This is a genomic window from Clostridium sp. YIM B02555 (assembly GCF_022320955.1).
Lineage (GTDB): Bacteria > Bacillota > Clostridia > Clostridiales > Clostridiaceae > Clostridium > Clostridium saccharoperbutylacetonicum.
The window spans coordinates 24,559-42,656 of sequence record NZ_JAKJJY010000015.1 but is presented as its reverse complement, the minus strand read 5'-3'; the positions used below and the strand labels follow the sequence as shown (position 1 = coordinate 42,656).

At 29.2% G+C, this 18,098-nt stretch carries 18 protein-coding genes and 1 other annotated feature; of the genes, 5 read left to right on the top strand and 13 right to left on the bottom strand.

Annotated features, from left to right (window positions below; genetic code table 11):
• Positions 1 to 180: 180 nt before the first annotated feature.
• From L3B98_RS18755 to L3B98_RS18745, 3 genes are all read right to left on the bottom strand, one after another.
• On the bottom strand, positions 181 to 708 hold the full coding sequence (locus tag L3B98_RS18755; RefSeq protein ID WP_238917834.1) for a GNAT family N-acetyltransferase: 528 nt from the start codon (positions 706 to 708) through the stop codon (positions 181 to 183).
• Between the two features lie 116 nt (positions 709 to 824).
• A complete protein-coding gene (locus L3B98_RS18750; RefSeq protein WP_238917833.1) occupies positions 825 to 1,667 on the bottom strand; it encodes a pentapeptide repeat-containing protein in 843 nt (280 codons plus the stop codon).
• A 355-nt stretch (positions 1,668 to 2,022) separates the two neighbouring features.
• Positions 2,023 to 2,736, bottom strand: coding sequence for a ferric reductase-like transmembrane domain-containing protein (locus tag L3B98_RS18745; RefSeq protein WP_238917832.1), 714 nt, complete (start codon positions 2,734 to 2,736; stop codon positions 2,023 to 2,025).
• A gap of 242 nt (positions 2,737 to 2,978) precedes the next feature.
• On the opposite strand from L3B98_RS18745, the gene L3B98_RS18740 reads away from it, so the two are divergent.
• On the top strand, positions 2,979 to 3,137 hold the full coding sequence (locus L3B98_RS18740; protein ID WP_015390661.1) for a hypothetical protein: 159 nt from the start codon (positions 2,979 to 2,981) through the stop codon (positions 3,135 to 3,137).
• A 120-nt stretch (positions 3,138 to 3,257) separates the two neighbouring features.
• Here L3B98_RS18740 and L3B98_RS18735 read toward each other — a convergent pair whose 3' ends face one another.
• From L3B98_RS18735 to L3B98_RS28980, 5 genes are all read right to left on the bottom strand, one after another.
• Positions 3,258 to 4,226, bottom strand: a complete 969-nt coding sequence (locus L3B98_RS18735) for an alpha/beta hydrolase-fold protein (RefSeq protein WP_238917831.1) — start codon at positions 4,224 to 4,226, stop codon at positions 3,258 to 3,260.
• A gap of 63 nt (positions 4,227 to 4,289) precedes the next feature.
• Complete coding sequence (locus tag L3B98_RS18730) at positions 4,290 to 4,532, bottom strand: DUF6194 family protein (RefSeq protein WP_238917830.1); 243 nt, start codon at positions 4,530 to 4,532, stop codon at positions 4,290 to 4,292.
• 67 nt (positions 4,533 to 4,599) lie between these two features.
• Positions 4,600 to 5,004: a hypothetical protein gene (locus L3B98_RS18725; protein ID WP_238917829.1), complete on the bottom strand. Its 405-nt coding sequence runs from the start codon at positions 5,002 to 5,004 to the stop codon at positions 4,600 to 4,602.
• 161 nt (positions 5,005 to 5,165) lie between these two features.
• Positions 5,166 to 5,333: a hypothetical protein gene (locus L3B98_RS18720; protein WP_238917828.1), complete on the bottom strand. Its 168-nt coding sequence runs from the start codon at positions 5,331 to 5,333 to the stop codon at positions 5,166 to 5,168.
• A gap of 41 nt (positions 5,334 to 5,374) precedes the next feature.
• Complete coding sequence (locus L3B98_RS28980) at positions 5,375 to 5,509, bottom strand: hypothetical protein (RefSeq protein ID WP_275298456.1); 135 nt, start codon at positions 5,507 to 5,509, stop codon at positions 5,375 to 5,377.
• Positions 5,510 to 5,756: 247 nt separating this feature from the next.
• Between L3B98_RS28980 and L3B98_RS18715 the strand changes: the two genes are divergently transcribed.
• Complete coding sequence (locus L3B98_RS18715) at positions 5,757 to 6,215, top strand: hypothetical protein (RefSeq protein ID WP_238917827.1); 459 nt, start codon at positions 5,757 to 5,759, stop codon at positions 6,213 to 6,215.
• A gap of 397 nt (positions 6,216 to 6,612) precedes the next feature.
• Here L3B98_RS18715 and L3B98_RS18710 read toward each other — a convergent pair whose 3' ends face one another.
• From L3B98_RS18710 to gltX, 3 genes are all read right to left on the bottom strand, one after another.
• Positions 6,613 to 8,412 (bottom strand): heme NO-binding domain-containing protein, encoded by a 1,800-nt coding sequence (locus L3B98_RS18710; protein ID WP_238917826.1) that lies wholly within the window; start codon positions 8,410 to 8,412, stop codon positions 6,613 to 6,615.
• Positions 8,413 to 8,752: 340 nt separating this feature from the next.
• Positions 8,753 to 10,171: a flagellin gene (locus tag L3B98_RS18705; RefSeq protein ID WP_017810842.1), complete on the bottom strand. Its 1,419-nt coding sequence runs from the start codon at positions 10,169 to 10,171 to the stop codon at positions 8,753 to 8,755.
• A gap of 383 nt (positions 10,172 to 10,554) precedes the next feature.
• Positions 10,555 to 12,216: a glutamate--tRNA ligase gene (gltX, locus tag L3B98_RS18700; protein WP_238917825.1), complete on the bottom strand. Its 1,662-nt coding sequence runs from the start codon at positions 12,214 to 12,216 to the stop codon at positions 10,555 to 10,557.
• 271 nt (positions 12,217 to 12,487) lie between these two features.
• Positions 12,488 to 12,723 (bottom strand) — a binding site (T-box leader).
• 323 nt (positions 12,724 to 13,046) lie between these two features.
• Between gltX and L3B98_RS18695 the strand changes: the two genes are divergently transcribed.
• The 3 genes from L3B98_RS18695 to L3B98_RS18685 all read left to right on the top strand — a co-directional run bounded on the left by L3B98_RS18695 (position 13,047) and on the right by L3B98_RS18685 (position 16,099).
• Positions 13,047 to 13,781, top strand: a complete 735-nt coding sequence (locus L3B98_RS18695) for a hypothetical protein (RefSeq protein WP_077360204.1) — start codon at positions 13,047 to 13,049, stop codon at positions 13,779 to 13,781.
• A 346-nt stretch (positions 13,782 to 14,127) separates the two neighbouring features.
• Complete coding sequence (locus L3B98_RS18690; RefSeq protein WP_015390654.1) at positions 14,128 to 14,403, top strand: CD3324 family protein; 276 nt, start codon at positions 14,128 to 14,130, stop codon at positions 14,401 to 14,403.
• A 145-nt stretch (positions 14,404 to 14,548) separates the two neighbouring features.
• Positions 14,549 to 16,099 carry an ABC-F family ATP-binding cassette domain-containing protein gene (locus L3B98_RS18685; protein ID WP_238917824.1) on the top strand — a complete coding sequence of 517 codons (1,551 nt, stop codon included), beginning with the start codon at positions 14,549 to 14,551 and terminating at the stop codon, positions 16,097 to 16,099.
• 57 nt (positions 16,100 to 16,156) lie between these two features.
• Here L3B98_RS18685 and L3B98_RS18680 read toward each other — a convergent pair whose 3' ends face one another.
• Entirely contained in the window at positions 16,157 to 17,191 is a 1,035-nt protein-coding gene (locus tag L3B98_RS18680) for a CotS family spore coat protein (protein ID WP_238917823.1), read from the bottom strand.
• 147 nt (positions 17,192 to 17,338) lie between these two features.
• Positions 17,339 to 18,097, bottom strand: coding sequence for a spore coat protein (locus tag L3B98_RS18675; RefSeq protein WP_238917822.1), 759 nt, complete (start codon positions 18,095 to 18,097; stop codon positions 17,339 to 17,341).
• Position 18,098: the final 1 nt, after the last annotated feature.

Genomic DNA, 18,098 nt, shown 5'->3' with positions numbered 1-18,098 from the left:
CTGAATAACTTTGGTTTAAGCTTACAGAGAAAGTTCGAATAACCAAATACAAGATTTGGATTCTCACTTTTTAGTTCGTAACTTAATGAATAAGTAATGATGACTGATTAATATTTCTTATACAAAATCCCACATACACAAATCTATCTCTAGATCTGTGCATGTGGGATTTTCACTCTATTATAACAACTTTTCATATAACTTAAACCAATCTAAGCCATATTCTCTATATCCTAAGTCAACTCTATCAATGTATATAAATCCACACTTTTCATATAAATGTATTGCAGGTTTGTTATTTTCATAAACGTCTAAACGAATGGCTTTTGCCTTAGCTTTAATACTGTGTTCTATTGCAAAATCCATTAGCCTTCTACCAATACCACATTTCAAATAATCTGGATGTACAACAAAAGTATGTATAACAAAAATCTCTGAATAACCAGCTTCTATTCCCCATGTAACTTCATCATATGCAGGCTCAGGTTCATGACTTAAAATAATTGTTCCCGCAATTTTCCCATTATGTCTTGCCACATATAAATTGTTTGCTGCAACTCCATTAACTGCATTTTCTCTAACAGGATATATATCCTTTCTCCATCCAGGGTAATTTATTCCCCTAGCTAAATGGTCATTTATATCATTATACAGTTGTTCTAATTCATCAATGTCACTTTTCTTACCTAGTTCAATTATAATATCCATTTCTCTTCCTCTTCCCCAATAAATTTATAGCTTTTAGCTTCTTATAATTAATTATTTATTCTATAACATATCCCATTAAAACTCCGTATTTAGCCATTCTCGCTTCTTATAACTAATTATTTGTCCCAATGCATAGGTCTTGTTATACCCTTTGGTAACTTTGTACTAGCATTTCCCTTAGCCGTATTGATTTGAGCTTGTGTAACAAATATAGCATTTTCTAAGTTTGTTCCACTAAGATCAGCATCTCTCAAATCAGCGCCAATAAGATCTGCTCCAGTTAAGTCATTTTCGCTAAGATTTGCTGCAATAAGAAAGGCTCCTCGCAAATCAGCTCCTCTTAAACTAATTTTCTTAAGATTTGCTCCAAAAAAATCTGCCCTTCCAGCGATTGTTTTTTTATGTTTTAATGAAGATTTTTGACCTTTAAGAACTTTACTTCTAACAGCTTCGCTGGTCTGCTTAAGTAAATAATTAACCTTATCTCTATAAGCTTCTACATCTAATTTAATAATCACCTCTGGAGTGCTCTGTGTTATATTATTCATCTCACTTATTAAAGAATTAAGCTTAGTTTTAATCTTTTCCTCAGTTTGCACATTAGCTGCTTGTGTTAAATACCATAACATTTCATGAAGCTGTCTCATAATCAAAAACACTTCAAACATTTCTTCAGCTACTGCTGGAGCCTTCTGCCAGTCTTGTCCAGCATATGTAACTTGAGCAACCTTTTGCCCTGCGCCAAAGCAGTCATAGGCAGTACAGCCCTTAAGTCCTTTTTTTCTAAGATTTTTATGTATCTTGCATGTGAAATCTGATTTTAAATTTAAGCAAGGCTTACCTGCTTCTTTGTTAGTTGGAAAACCTTCAGAAGCTGAAAAATATAGTGCAACACAGCAAAATCCAAAGCATTTTTCACAGTTAATTCTCAAACTTTCATTTATCATAGTTTTCTCCATTTAGCGTTCCTTCCTTTGCCAATAACTTCTGTCTTTCTTTTATACTATACTCATTTTATCATAAATATAATTATTTTCACTTTAATGAGTATATTTTTATTAATATATAGATATCCAAAGCAAGAATTAGACATATGCGGAACTTACCGAAATTAAACACACATTTATTACATTTATAAGTTTGAGTATTAATTTTGATATCGATAATAAAATCAAAATAAGCCTTATCATTTAACAGTAAATGATAAGGTTTATTATATGTGAACTTCAAGTAAAATTACAACTCACCTGTTTATTATATACCCAATATGAATAGTAGCAAGAAACTATTGTAATAACTAATAAGACCAGCAACTTATACGCTAGGGCTAAGTTTCAATTTTCTATTAGCTTTGATTTCTTTATCTTTCAAATATCTGTATACACGAGCTACAAAATATAAGCCAAATATAACAGTATAAATTGCTATGTCAAAAAGCTTATCTTTTTGGATTTTAGGAAGAAACAAAACCATAACATGGACATATATTAATCCATAAAAAACATATGCTAATCTTTGAATTGCTTTCCACTTTTTAAATGGAATTTTCTTTCTAACACTAGGAAATGACGTTATCATTAATGGTAGCATCATAGCAATTAAAACTAAAGATATTAAAGCTGCTATTAATTTGCCCCATGTAAGTGCCGTGTGATCTACAAATAGTGTCACAAAATATGTTTTCCCATATAGAACATTATGTCCTAAGGTTAAAATACATGCAATTATTGATAGCTCCCCACGTACGCTTAATAATTTTTTTGTTATATTGAGCTTCTTATCAAGAACACCCGTATACATTACAATAGTAAACAAAGCTGTTGAAACAGCACTTCTTGAGAAAATTGTTACAACATACTTATTTATATCCTTAGGTACTTGATTACCTAAGTTAAATTGGAAATATAGGACAAATCCTATTGCAATTAGACCTGAAATTATGTAAAAAATATTGGCATGCTTTTTTATTTTCTTATGAAATAGAATAATAAACATAGCTACGATTAAAATAGAAATTAATATTAACACTAATGGTTTCCTCCTTAAGTTGTTTTATCCCGTAATGCTGTTTATTCTATCATAATTGATAATGATTTTCAACATCATTATTTGTTTTTTCTTAAATCACTGTATAAAATATAACTATTTTAATTATCCCCCCTTAGTTCCATAGGTTCACAAATATTAAAATAAAATTATAGACCTATCAAAGTTAAAACTTTACAATATATAAATAAAGATAATAACTGTTTAATTCTAGGAGTGTAAAAATGAAAGTTAACATAAACATCATCTCTTCTGAAGTTGAAGAAGAAGTTAATTTTAATATTTATAATGTTAATCCAAAAATTAATGAAGCTATAGAATTACTTACCTCTTCAAATAAAATTATTAAACGCTTGCTTGCAAAAAGAGAAGATAAGCATTAAAGTAAATATAGATTATTTATTGGCGGTATTCATCAAGCATATACTGCTTCTTCACTATTAAAAACATCAGCATAATTAATAATGTAAAATACCCCCACAGCGATTGTGTGGGGGTATAATTTATTTAAAAATCCTCTTTGCAAAGTTGTAGAGACCGTGCTTCCAAACAGTAAAGTTATGATCACCATCAATTGTGTACCAAATATGATTAACTTTATTTTCAACTAGTGTTTGATGATACGTGTTAGGTGTATTTTTAACAACACTATCGTTATTTCCACAACATATCATTATAAGTTTAGGTATATTAACAGAGTTTTTTGGAATAGAAAATTGCTCTTTAGTTAGTTGACCTGGGTAATTTAATGCACTATCTGGGAGTAGTCCAGGTGCTGGAGAAAATGCACCTATATAGCCAAACTTATCTAGATTTTTAAATCCTATAAATAAGGATTCTCTTCCACCCATTGAAAGTCCGGCTATAGCAGTATTTTCTCTTCCATTTTTAACTGAGTATTTCGAATTAATAAAAGGCATTAAATCATTATTTAAATCATTTATAAAATTGTCAAAAGCATTTATGTTCTCTTGACCATAAATATTTTTAGGCACTGAATCATCAGCAGCTGCACGAACATTAGGCATTACTACAATCATATCCGATGCTTTATTTTCAGATACTAAGTTTCCTATTATTGCAGTTGGGTTTCCATTTAGCCATTCTGAATCTGTACCACCTATACCATGTAATAAATATAAAACTGGATATTTTTTGCTGGCCGAGTAATTAACTGGCAATAGGACATAACACTTCCTTGTAGTTCCAGTTGTTTTTGAATAATATGACACTTCTTCTAGCTTTCCATATTTTACATTAGGTTTATTAGTATCAAAACCATATGGAACCGCATACTCAGCACTAGCTTGTACACCACTTCCTGTAAATTGTAATTGTTGTCCAGCATCTTTCAAATTTGTTTCTGCTACACTTGTATCAGCAAAAGTTGTGACTGTTAAAGGTTCACTACTTATACAAGATATAAATAAACTAGAGAAAGCTAAATAAAATACTTTCTTTTTCAAATTCATAGAAAAACCACCTTTCAATTTATAGAATTTATTCCTTAATTATACAATAAATAGAGGTTTATATCAATCGTTTACAGAAATAATATTTGCTATATCTTGGTCGTTAAACGTTTGTTTTCTCAATCCTAAGTTAACACGAAATGTGTTTTCTCTATTAAGATTACAAGCTTTATTGTTTTTCCCATCTTTTTCTTTTATAGTTAAAATATACATACCACTTTTCAATAAATTTTGGGGATTATAAAATATACATTTTTTACCCCAACTTTCAACTAATATAGTTATGTTAACAGGATTTAGCCTCAACTTTCTTCTAGAAACAAAATAAGAAGGAGAACCGCCTCCAGTTCCATCTGGATTTGGTTCTTCCCCCTTACTTATTTAAAGTTGCTTCAATTATATTTCTGATTTTTATTATTTCATCAAATGAAGTTGAAAATAGATAATCACTCACATTTATGTTACAAGAATATATTCCCTCTTTCAACCTAACTAATATAGAAAATCTAACTTTGTCGCTGATTGCATCTTCATCAATTCTGCTGCTGTAAAAAATCCAGTGAGTTTCCATCTTCTCCTTTTCAATATTCTCCTTCAAATCATCATCCATCAAACCTTTTAAACTGTCAACCAGTATCGAATAATCACTTGGAGTAATCACCCTTCCTCCATATTCGTTTGGTTCACTAAAAATATAGTTTATAAAATTATCATCTTCCTCAAACAGATACCATATCGTTCTGTTGTATTCATAGGTTTCATCAAATAGTTTTTTCAAAGTAATTACTCCTTTCTAACTCCTCTATTTACATATTAATAAAATTATAACATACAGAATCTAAAACAATAATTCTGAATTCAAAAACTTATCTTACATTTAATTGTTAACCTTTATTTATGATATGGTTCACCGTATCAGTAGTAAGTGATAACACTTTTTTATTGCTTTATAGTTTCTTGTTGTTCTTTTCCTTTTTCAACCAACATTGCCCCTAATTTAGTTCTACTTATCTCTCTCTTAAATTGAAATGGATACAAATCGGGTTTCCTTTCTAAATCCTTGCCATCCAAAAATTTATCTACAAATGCATGCAACATTGATTCCATGTCATGCCTGTATTCATTATCTATTTTTTCACTAATCTTATTTATTTTAGTATCTTATCAAATATTATATCTCCATCTTTATCGTACATTGATATTACTTTAGTATTATATTCGTTTATTCCAGCCTTTAGCGTATCCATTGCATTTTGAATAAATATAAAAATTTTTATTGTCATAATAAAACTTGTTCGGACATATTTATATTGAGTACTAATTATATTACTCAAGTATTTAATTAAAGATTAACTGAAGATGATTTAATTCATTATAACAACTTTATGTATTTAACCTGGAAAATAAAGAACAAAAACTCACGCTTAAGATAGTTATGATAGTTTTTATAATGAATAAGGTATTCAAAAATTATTTATTTTGGACATCAAGTAAAAATTGATGATATAAAAAATTGAGGAGGCTTTAACAATGGACGTAACTACAATGATGGATTCAAAAAGAGGTATGATGATGGGCAATAATACATGTATGGGAATGAATATGTCAATGCCTACAAATCAAATGAATATGATGATGATTCCTCGTGCAACTATGAAAATGGACAAATGTGAAGATGGCATGAAAGTCATGTGTATGACAACAGATACAGCTACTTGTGCAATGATGCAAAATCTCTGTACAATGCTTTCGGGCGGTATGACAAGTATGTGCATGATGATGAATGGAATGATGATAATGAATTGTAACATGCTGATGGGAATGTGTAAGTCTGAAATGACAGAGGAAGGAATGTGTATAACTTGGTCAAGTGGCGACACTATGATGTGTGAAATGATTCATGAATGCTGTGAGTGTATGATGAGCATGATGGAATGTGGATGTAATACCATCATGTGTATGAATAACACTCCAGTTTGTTGTGGTTAAAATAAAAATAAATAAACAAAATTTACTAATCTATGTTGTTGCATTACTGCAACAGCAGTCTATTGATTATAGTAAATTGTTGTTACATAGATTGTAATTAAATTTATGTATAATTAGCAAATATAAGATTTATATTTGAAAATTACCACTATTAATAATTATAAGTGGTAATTTTCTCCTTTTAATTATTAATCGATGTAAATACTTTTGCGTAAACTGGATAAATCTAGTCACTTTTGTCATAATATAATCCTTTAATTTTACATATTATCCTTTATCTATGATACTGTTCACCTTTTATAATACTAAACCCTCTCAAAACACCTATTTATAAATATCTCTAATATAGATACCCCCTGTCGTGTTACACGGAGGGGGTATACTTACAAAAGTTATCTTAAATTACATATTGATTCATTTCATCAGCAAATTTATTTGTGACATCTTTTAATTCATGTACATTCTTGATTATATCATTAAGCTCCTCAAGGTAGCTAGTAACACTACTTCTTACTTCTTCAGCCATTGCCGCATTTTCTTCTCCAATTGCAACCAAACTTTCTGCCTTATTAAATATTTTTTCATTTTCAATTGCTCTAGTTTTTACCTTTTCTACTACATTAAGCACATCATTCATTACATCATCAATTTTAGTTGTAGTAAGTTCAGTTGAATCAGAAACATTATTTAGCTTTAAGTTACCATCATTAAGAATATTATATTGGCTATTTACACTGTCAGTAAGTTCTTTAATTTTGTCTGTAAACTTACTCAATGATCGCTCTATATCCAATGCTGAATCTTTAGAGCTCATAGATAACTTACCTACTTCTTCGGCAACTACTGCAAATCCCTTACCAGCTTCTCCAGCACGTGCTGCTTCAATTGATGCATTTAATGATAGAAGGCTTGTCTCCTCTGCTATAGAGCTTACTGCTGAAACAATATTTAAAATTCCCTTTACTTCTTCTTGAAGCGCATTACTCTTTCTATCAAGCTCTGCAAAACTTTCAGTAATATTTTGAATACTATCAGCTGTTGATTTTATTAGTTTTTGATTTTCCTTAATTTCACTGACAACATTAATTAATTTAGATTGGCTATAATTTTGCTCCTCAATTATATGATTTAAAGATTTAGTATTTTCATTTAAAAATTCAACAGTTTTCTCAATTTCTTGCTCTTGCTGTATGGCTCCTTGTGTAACTTGCTCAACAGCTCCATTTATTTCAGTGAATATGGCAGAAGAACTTTCCAGTCTATCTGTAAATTGTCCATTATATTCTCTAACTTCATCTGCAACACTTTCCATTGATATTAATGTCTCATTAAAACTTTTTGCCACATTTCTAACATCTACTGAAAATTCTTCAATATAATCTCCAGTTTCAATTTTCATATCACTCAAGTAATTCTTACCCTCCAAATCGCTTAATTGCTTTTTAACTTCTCTTAATGGTGAAAGCAAAAAATAAGACATTATCGAAACAAGAATAGTCCCTATAATTCCTTCTAAAAAAAAGATTTCGGATTTTAAAATATATTCTACACTAACATGTGCTATTAGTAATGATATTAATGTTAAAATAGCTATCTTAATTTCGACCGATTTAATAAATCCAAATGATAAAAATTTATTGAATCTAAAAATTCTTTTTGTAAAAATTTCATAATTAAATGTAAGTTTAATTTTTACATACTTACTGTTCTTTTCAACAATTTCAATTTTAACCTCTTCATTATAGTAGCTTATTGCTGATTTTAACATAGACAGCATGTACTCACTTAATCCTCTTTCAGAGGCATATTCAAACATTGCTGTTTTTGCTCCTATAGGTGTTACTTCTACTGATGGTGGTTTAGAAGTTGGCATTCTTTCTACTATAGTTTTATGTATTGATTGCAAGGATTTTAGTAAACCATAAGCATTTTTATGAATAAAAAATAGAGGATATCTCTTTGTAAAAACTTTTAAATTTTCCTCTCCAATATCTGCCCATATTTTTTCAACGGTTGTATTATTTACTTCTGCCAATTCTTTAATAATAGTATTAATTTTTTCATCATCTACAACTTCCATAGGACTAAATTTCTTATCAGTTTTTATTCCTACCTTATCAAGAGCAATATTAACTTTTTCTTTACCATAAAGATTAACACTTGTTTTTATCCAAGTACTGACCACAAGACCTATCATAAAAACTCCTCCTTCTTATGTATTTCTCATTTTATACCATATATTTCAATAATATACCACCTTATTATACAGTGTCAATTAATCATATTAAATTTCCAACAAAATCGTTCTGCATTTTTCTACATTTTATTAATTATAAAAGTTGCTAATCCTTATTAGTTGATTTATTTTTATACTTTACTACGATAATAAAGACATAGAATCTGAAATACTTTCCAGCTTCTATGCCTCTTTATCTTATAAACTTAAAAATTTATCAAATCTGCTTCTATTCTTTTTTATAAACTTAAAATTAATATTTATTATATACTTACTTATCTATAATGTGAAATACATCTACTTAACTTTGTTGCCATTGTTTCATTAAGTTCAAAACACTCTCAAGCATTTTATTAGATTGATTTAATACACTTTCCGATGATTGTTGCAATATACTATTTGTTGCCATTTTCATCATTTCCTTTGCTACATCAACATCTCTTATTCTACTTTCTGCACTTTGCAAATTTTCAGATGTATTATTAGTTGAAGCAATAGTACTTCCTAGTCTATTTTCATGTGCACCTACAATTGACCTTGAATTTGACACAATACTTATGGCATTATCAATTTTATCAATAGCTGACTGTGCATTCGTTTTAGTGTTTACAAGCAATTTATCGACGCCAAGTTCTTTAGGTGTTACATTTTGAACCTCTATCCTGACACTTTCACCTGCTTCATCCCCAACTTGTATATCAGCATAAAAAAATTTACCTTTCTCTTGTGGGGTTTCTCCGTATACACTAAGATTAAATGCTCCTCTTCCAGAACTACTAGGCCAGCTTCCACCAGCTTCTGATATTCTATCATCATATACATATAATTTTGCTCCACTAGCAGCTAGCTGAGAGTAATGTGTTACAAAACTTGTGGCAGTCGCAGGTACATCTGTTCCTGGAGTAGGTTCCCCACCATTAGGTATTGTTGGATTATATACAAATCCCGGCTGACCATATCCTGTTTCAATTATTTTATTTACTAAATCAGTTCCATTTGTAATCGAACTCACATCAACTTCCATAACTGGATTGCTATCATTTAAACGTGAGGTATTTGGAGTTCCATTTACAAACTTAATACTATATACTTTGTTGCAAGTACAACAAGTATAATTAACCCCTTTACCAACTAGATTAGCTACATCACTAGATGAATTAATTTTGCTAAAATCAATAACAGCACTAGCATATTTTGTCCCATCGGTATATGTATATTTATCAGTTACCCCACCAGTAGTGGTAATATAGCTTACATAATTAGCTATAGAGTCTGATGTTCCTGTATTGCCCTTTTTATCGAAATTACCTGAAAGTAATGCATAACCATTAAACTCAGTTTCATTGGCTGTTCTATCTATTTCATCTATTAATTGTGAGACTTCCTCTTGTATTGAGTTTCTATCTTCATCATTATACGTTCCTGTAGCCGATTTAACTGATAATTCTCTACATCTTTGTAGCATATCCTGAATCTCTTGCATTCCTCCATCAGCAGTTTGTAATAATGAAATCCCATCTTGTGAATTTATTGATCCTTGATCTAATCCTCTTATTCGTGATCTCATCTTTTCAGATATTGCAAGACCTGCTGCATCATCTGCTGCTCTATTTATTCTATAGCCTGAACTTATTTTTTCAATTGATTTGGCCACATTATTGTTGTTAATTCCAAGCATTCTATTTGCATTGCTTGCACTAATATTATGTTTAATTATCATGATAAATACCCCTAAATTAAAATATTTATCAACCAACTAACAAACTCATACTCTACCCTTTTTACCATTAGATAGTTCAGATTTTTATACTAATTAAAAAACCTCAATATTACTTCTTATATGAATTAATACACTTCATACAATTAATCCCCAATGTTATATATTTTACCACATTATCTATAATTTATATAGAATATATTGTGTTAAATTCTATAATAATGGATTTTTAGTAATTTTAATTTATATTTGAATAAAAAAGAGAGCAAGAACTTTATTTGCAATATAGTTCATCATTCATTCTCCTAAACTCCAAAATTCCTAGACTTTGGTCATAAAAAAGGCATATAAGCTGAAATCTATATCAGCTTATATGCCTCTTTATCTTATAAACTTAAAAATTTATCAAATCTGTGTCTAGTATTTTCTTCACCTATTATTTGCATTATAGTGTAAATATCAGGTGAGTTTGTTCTATGAGTTAAGGCTGCTCTAACAGCTCCAGCAACATCAGAAATCATACCCTTATATTGATCTGGATTTGCTTTAAAGTCTTTTCTATTAGCGCAATATCCAAGTCTAAGACCAATTTCTTTTAAATCTTCAAACCAAGCTTCTTGGCTGTCTACATCAAATTTGAATTCTTTCTTATAAGTTTCTACAACTTCTTTTGCAGCTTCTAAGGTAACACCCTTTGGAAGTTCAATTTTATCTACTGCTTCTTTGTCAAATAATTCATCAAAGAAATAGAAAATCTTATCTTTTACTTCATCCCATTTAGCAAAATCTTTTCTTGGCTTTGGACCTTCTTTATCTATGTTGAAGATTTCCTTTGCCATAGCTTCATTTCCTGAAACTAATTTGAAAATTTCTTCATCATACTCCTTAGCCCATGCCACAAAATTATCATAAACATCAGTAGCTTTCATAGCAGCTATACGATCTTTAGATACATCATTTAACTTTACTAAATCAAATAAAGCTCCAGCTTTACCCATCTTTTCTAAATGAACTTCAAATTCATGATAATCAGTTTTTGGATTTTCAGCTCTCCATTCTTCATAAGTAGAATTTACTATGTTAAGTAAATACTCTACTACTGATACTATTGGGAATCCAACTTCCTTATAATATGAAACAGCAGCTTCAGCATCTTTTCTCTTTGAAAGCTTTCTCTTTGATCCACCATCTTGCTTCATTATTGTTGGAATGTGAGCATATCTTGGTGCTTCAAAACCTAAAACTTCAAATAATTGAACGTGTATAGGAAGTGATGATAACCACTCTTCTCCCCTTATTACATCAGTAGTTCTCATTAAGAAGTCGTCTATTGCATGAGCAAAGTGATAAGTTGGAAGTCCATCACCTTTAATAAGTACTACATCTTGATTATTTTCTGGGAAAGATATATCACCTTTAATTAAATCATGGAACTCAACTCTCTTTTCAGGGTTTCCTGGTGATTTTAATCTTATAATATATTTTTCTCCTTTTTCAATTCTCTTTATAGCTTCTTCTTCAGTTATATTTCTATATTTAGCATATTCTCCATAGTAACCTGGCGTAATCTTATTAGCAACTTGTCTTTCTCTAAGTTCTGCCAATTCTTCTGGAGTACAGAAATCTGGGTAAGCCAATCCTTTTATAAGTAACTCTTTTGCAAAAGTATTATATATTTCAGCTCTTTGACTTTGTCTATATGGACCATATTCACCTTTAAAAGTATCTTCTCCTGTCATACCTTCATTAAAATCCATACCAAAATTATGCATAGTTGCTATAGTATCTTCTATTGCACCTTCAACTTCTCTCTTTTGGTCAGTATCTTCTATTCTTAAATAAAATACACCTTCACTTTGACTTGCTAATCTTTCATTTATTAATGCAGCAAATACTCCACCAATATGTTGGAAGCCAGTTGGACTCGGTGCATATCTTGTAACTCTTGCACCTTCTTTAAGATTTCTCTTTGGATATTTTTGAATATAATATTCAGTATTATGCTCTAAATTACCAAATATCATACCTGCTAATTTTTCAAAACTCATTTTATATCTCTCCTTTATTTTTTATGCACAAGGTATTAAAGGCCCCTTGTCATGGCGATATATACATAGCATTAAATGTTAATTGTCGGTTTTCAATTATCAATTGCCAATTCGAAATTATGTCCTAGACTTTGTTTTAATTTTTTAAGAAAAGCCATAGTTTTTCCTTCTCATTCATCATTCACTTTTGATAACCCTAGATTTCATAAGCCTCTCAGATTTCTGAAATTATATACTTTTATAGACATTAAAAAGCCTCTCATCCTAAAAAACTTAGGACGAAAGGCATATCATCTTCCGCGTTACCACCTAGATTGACCAAGCTATGAAAATAACTTAATCCACTCAATTATCTTTAAGGGAATAACCCCATAAATATACTACGCCAAACGGCTTTCTATTTATTACTCCAAAGCTTCCTTCAATAGTTCTAAATTCTGGGCTTCCACCATCCCCAGATCTCTTAAATTTAAAATACTATTTACTCTTCTTCTTCAACACACTTAAACATTTTTAATTATAATATATATCTTTTGATTTAAATTCTAAACTTAGTTTTAGAAATCCTGAAAGGATTTAATCAATCACTATAAATTGGAACCTATATATATTTACAAATTACAATCCAATTATACCTTTTGAAAATACTAATGTAAAGATAAATTCATATAGTATTGATTTTCGTTCCTAAATCACGACTTTTAATGAATTATACTGTATTTTAATTCCCAAAATACGACTTTTAATGCAATATGTGTTTACTGTTTTGGATATTTATGTTATATTTAGTCGTAATTTCAAATAAATATAAAATGATGAGGAGAATTAAAATGAAAAAAATTAAAATGAAAATCGTTACATTAGGTTTATCTTTAATATTAGTGGCAGGTTCTTTGTTTTCACCAGTTTCTGTTTCTGCAAGAACAATGGGTGATCCATCAAATCAGATTGATGGTAAATTAAGCACCTTCTACCAAGGAGATATTGGTGATTGTGGTGCCGTTTCTGGAATACAAGCTTTAGCTAATAGTAAATATGGTAGAAGCTTATTACGCACAATGATTACAGTTAATGGTGATGATAGCTATACAGTTAATTTCAAATCTGGAATACAATCTGTATCACAAACAGATGTAGACAATGCAGGTATAACTGGAGATCTTGATGCTAGAGTTATAGAAGCTGGATTACAAAACGCTATGAATGTTTATAATGGCTGTTTTGCTTGTGATGTGTTTACAACAATTACAGGCTTTAAACAAAGTCAAGTTAGGGGCACTACTTCTAAAACTAATCTAATGAATACTATGGCTTCAAAATGTGCTTCAGGTGATGGAATTACAGCTGCCTGTGATTTTGCCATAGCTGATCCAGATAAAGGAATTCTCGGAAATGGTGAACATTCTTATTCAATACAAAGTGTAACTAAAGACACAGTTGTAGTAATAAATCCATGGGATACTTCTGAATTAATATCAATGTCTAGAAGCGAGTTTGAAAGTTCTATTAGATATATGACATATGTGGATAACACAGCAAAAAAAGTCGTAGTTTTTTGGGCTTAAACTACATATAATCCACTTATAATAATTTGTTATAAAAAAAAGCAGTAGTTACCCACAACTACTGCTTTTTTTCTATTATGGAACCTTAATAATTAATTGACAATTGATAATTGAATATTAATAATAATTATATTATACTTATTTTAAATATAAAGACAAAAATCGGATAATAATATAAGGAAGTGAATCAAAATGTTTTTAGTTATAGCAGTTAGCTCCATGCAAAGATTGTAAAGTATGAAAAACTTTAGCTTGGAGCGAATATCTACAACAACTTAGTTTTTCATATTTAATAAATCTTTGCTTCTTCATTTACAAACTAAATGTAGATCGGAGCGGAGATATCATGAAATATGAGAAAGCACAAAACATACTGCCTCAGCAAATAATTGAAATAATTCAAAACTATACTGATGGTGGATATATTTATATCCCCAGAAAAGATGACAACAAAAAATCTTGGGGAGAAAATACTGAAACAAAAAACTATTTAAAAATAAGAGATAACGAGATTTTTAATAAGTATTCCTCTGGATTGTCTGTCAAAATATTGTCTCAACAATATTTTCTAACTGAGCACAGTATTAGAAGAATAATTAGAAAACAAAAAAATTATGATTAGCATATAAAGAAAATGTATTTATTTTATATAATGCATTTTCTTTTTTTATGAACACAAATATTACAGAACCATATATGAACTTGGTATTTATCTCCTACGATGCTATGATTCATTATGAAGACAAGGCAAAGGAAGTAGATAAACTATGAGTATTTTAACAATTGAAAATATGAGTCACTCATTTGGTGACAAAGTAATATTTAATAATACATCTTTTAGATTATTACAAGGTGAACACATTGGTCTTGTTGGCGCTAACGGTGAAGGCAAATCAACTTTTATGAAAATAATAACTAATGAAATTTTACCTGATAATGCTGATATTGATTGGAATAATAAATTTAGTATTGGTTATATGGACCAACATATTAATTTGAAGGCTGGAAATACAACTATATCTTTTTTAAAAGAAGCTTTTTCAAATTTATTTGATATAGAAAATAAGATAAATTATTTATACGATAAACTTGGTACTATTGATGAAAATGAAATGGAGAAAGCTTTAAAAAAGATTGCTAATCTTCAAGAAATCTTAGATAAAAGTGATTTTTACAGTATTAATTCAAGAATACTTGCAGCTGCAGCTGGACTTGGAATTAAAGAGCTTTTAGATGCAGATGTTTCTACTTTAAGTGGTGGTCAAAAAACTAAAGTCTTGCTAACCAAGCTTCTTTTAGAGAAACCAGATATATTATTATTAGATGAACCAACAAATTACTTGGATGAAGAACATGTGGAATGGTTGAAAAATTATCTTATAAATTATCAAAATGCATTCATATTAATCTCTCATGATAATAGCTTCTTAAATAGCATCTCAACTGTAATATATCATCTTGAGCATAAAATCTTAACAAGATATCAAGGAAATTATGATTATTTTCTCAGACTCTATGAGATAAGAAAACAACAGTTGCTAATTGAATATAAAGAACAACAAAATGAAATTGCTAAGCTTGAAGACTATATAAGAAAAAATAAAGTGAAAACTTCAACTGCAAGAATAGCCAAATCAAGAGAAAAGAAGCTTAACAAAATTGAAAGAATAGAAATTAAGAAGGAAACTATAAAGCCACATTTTGATTTCCACAATGTAAAAATGCCTGAAAAAATAATATTTCAAGCAGAAAATTTAGTAATTGGGTATAATAGTCCATTAAGCACCACATTAAATTTAGAGCTAAGAAGAGGAGAAAAAATCGCAATAACAGGAGCTAATGGTTTGGGTAAAACCACTCTTCTCAAAAGTTTGCTAGGATTATTAAAACCATTAAATGGAGACATAACTTTAAGCGAATACAATAAAATAGGATATTTTGAACAAGAAATTATGGAAATTAATACAAATACAGTTTTAACTGAAATTTGGGACGCATTTCCCCACTTTACTCAAACTGAAGTACGAAGAAGCTTAGCACAATGTGGTCTAACAAGACAACATATAGATAGTCCTATTAACCGCTTAAGTGGAGGGGAACAAGCAAAAGTACGCTTATGTAAGCTCATTAATAAACCCACTAATATTTTAGTTTTGGACGAGCCAACAAATCATCTAGACCTCTACGCTAAGAATGAACTTAAAAGAGCCTTAAAGGCATATGATGGCACTATACTCCTTGTATGTCATGAGCCAGAATTTTATAAGGACATTGTAACAAATATTTGGAATTGTGAAGATTGGTCAATTAATTCCTAATATATAAGATCCACTATTTCTAATTTATAGTGGATCTTATTATAAAATATTTAATATCTATAGTACTCGATTTTTATATAATTTCAAAAATTCATATCTAAATTTTTCATTACTTAATTTTGTTTCAAATCTATTTAAATAAACCTCATAATCCCATTTCTTTCTCTTATAATAATAGGCCCTAGATATAGTATAAAAATCTCTTGGAAATTTTATCAGTATATATAACAATTCTTTTTCTTCCTGTTTTAATGTTAAAATCTTTTCATATCCATTAATGCAGGCTAACATCTTCTCTATATCGAAAGCAGCATTTTTTATTGATTTCGTTATAAAATTTTCTATATCCATTATCCGTAAATCTAAAGTCATATAATCAAAATCTATTATATTTATTTCATCATTTTTAGTCAAAAAATTATGATAGGCTAAATCATTATGACAAAGGCAAATCATATTCTCATCGCTTCTTAAAGTTTCATACTTACTATTTTCTAATTCTGCTTGAACCTCTTTAATTTCAAGTAAATACTTATCTACATTATCCATAAATAATTTGTCAAATTGATTTTGATATTTAAAACTATTTATTAATTTTTTCATATAAGTTAATTCATCATATGCCTTTTGAATCTTATTCTTTAGGGATATATCTAAAAAATCCTTATTATATTTCTTCTTCAAATATTCCCTTAAGCCCTTAGAACCTTTATGCATTAATGCAATATTTTCTGCACAAAGGTCAATTTCTATTGGATTAGTAAAAGAGGCTTCCCTGCCATCTAAGATATCCATAACAACATAAATCTGATCCTTCCAAAGCTTATAACATAAGCCATCTTTGAATTTATTGTATGTTACTACATTTCCGTAACTTTTTTTCACATAATCTAAGGAATCACTTATTAAATTAATTCTATCAATATTGCAATTAACTTTCTTTAAAATTTTATTTCCTTCCTCTGTGTATATAACAAAAACTTTTCTTAGTGGTACAATATCATTTACTTTCACACCCAAATCCTCAAAAAATCTTAAACTCAAATCATACTCACATAAATAGTTTTTTTCTGAATACTTTAATTTATTCATACTCTTCCTCCTAATAAATCAAGCTTTGGGCATTGTCAATTCAATTATCAACCTTCAGTTTGCACATCTTTTGAGTTCTCAAATTAAAGTTCATAATTAATACTTTAATTATCAGTTGATCATTGATCATCGGCAATTGATAATTTATCATTGACCATTAATAATGAAACTTTTACTTTCATAACTTAGACTCTTCTTTAATTCCAATGCTACCTCATCATCAGTTTTTTCCTTTTTCCTTTCCTTGTACCTATTCCAAGCTTTCAAAAAATCTTTAGGGTAGCTGCATAACCCCTTTAAATAATCCAAACTATTATAAGATAGATGAGATTTATAAACAAAATTTTTGATTAATTCAACTTCATCTATATCTGCACCTTTTCTTTGTAGTTTCTTAATATAATTATATAAGTCCTCTTCAACTAAATTGTACGACATACCTTTTAAAGTGCCTATTTTAAATTCACCTTCGACTTTTTTCAAATTACTACTGTCAACTCTGCCAATACAAATTTCCTCTCTATTCATGCTACGTTTTATTACTCCGAAATAATCATGTTCATAGATATATTTTAATGCTATTTTAGCTTGTCTTAGCATTATCTTACCCTCTGATAAAATTAATTTTTCAACTTCATTAGGTGACGCTTTGCTAACTATATAATCATAATGCATTTGTAATTTCTTTATCTGTACTTTATAGCTTTCCACCTCTTTACCTATAATGCTTCTAATTCCGCTTATCTCTTCAAATTTACACCTTATTAAAGTTTTATGAAGTTCCACTATAATTTCAATTTGAGAAATAACATCCTTCCATTCTAAATTTTTATCTGTACCAAAATACTTACCGTTAACTATAATCCCCTTTTTTCTTAAATATTGATTTATTAATAATTCTTCCACC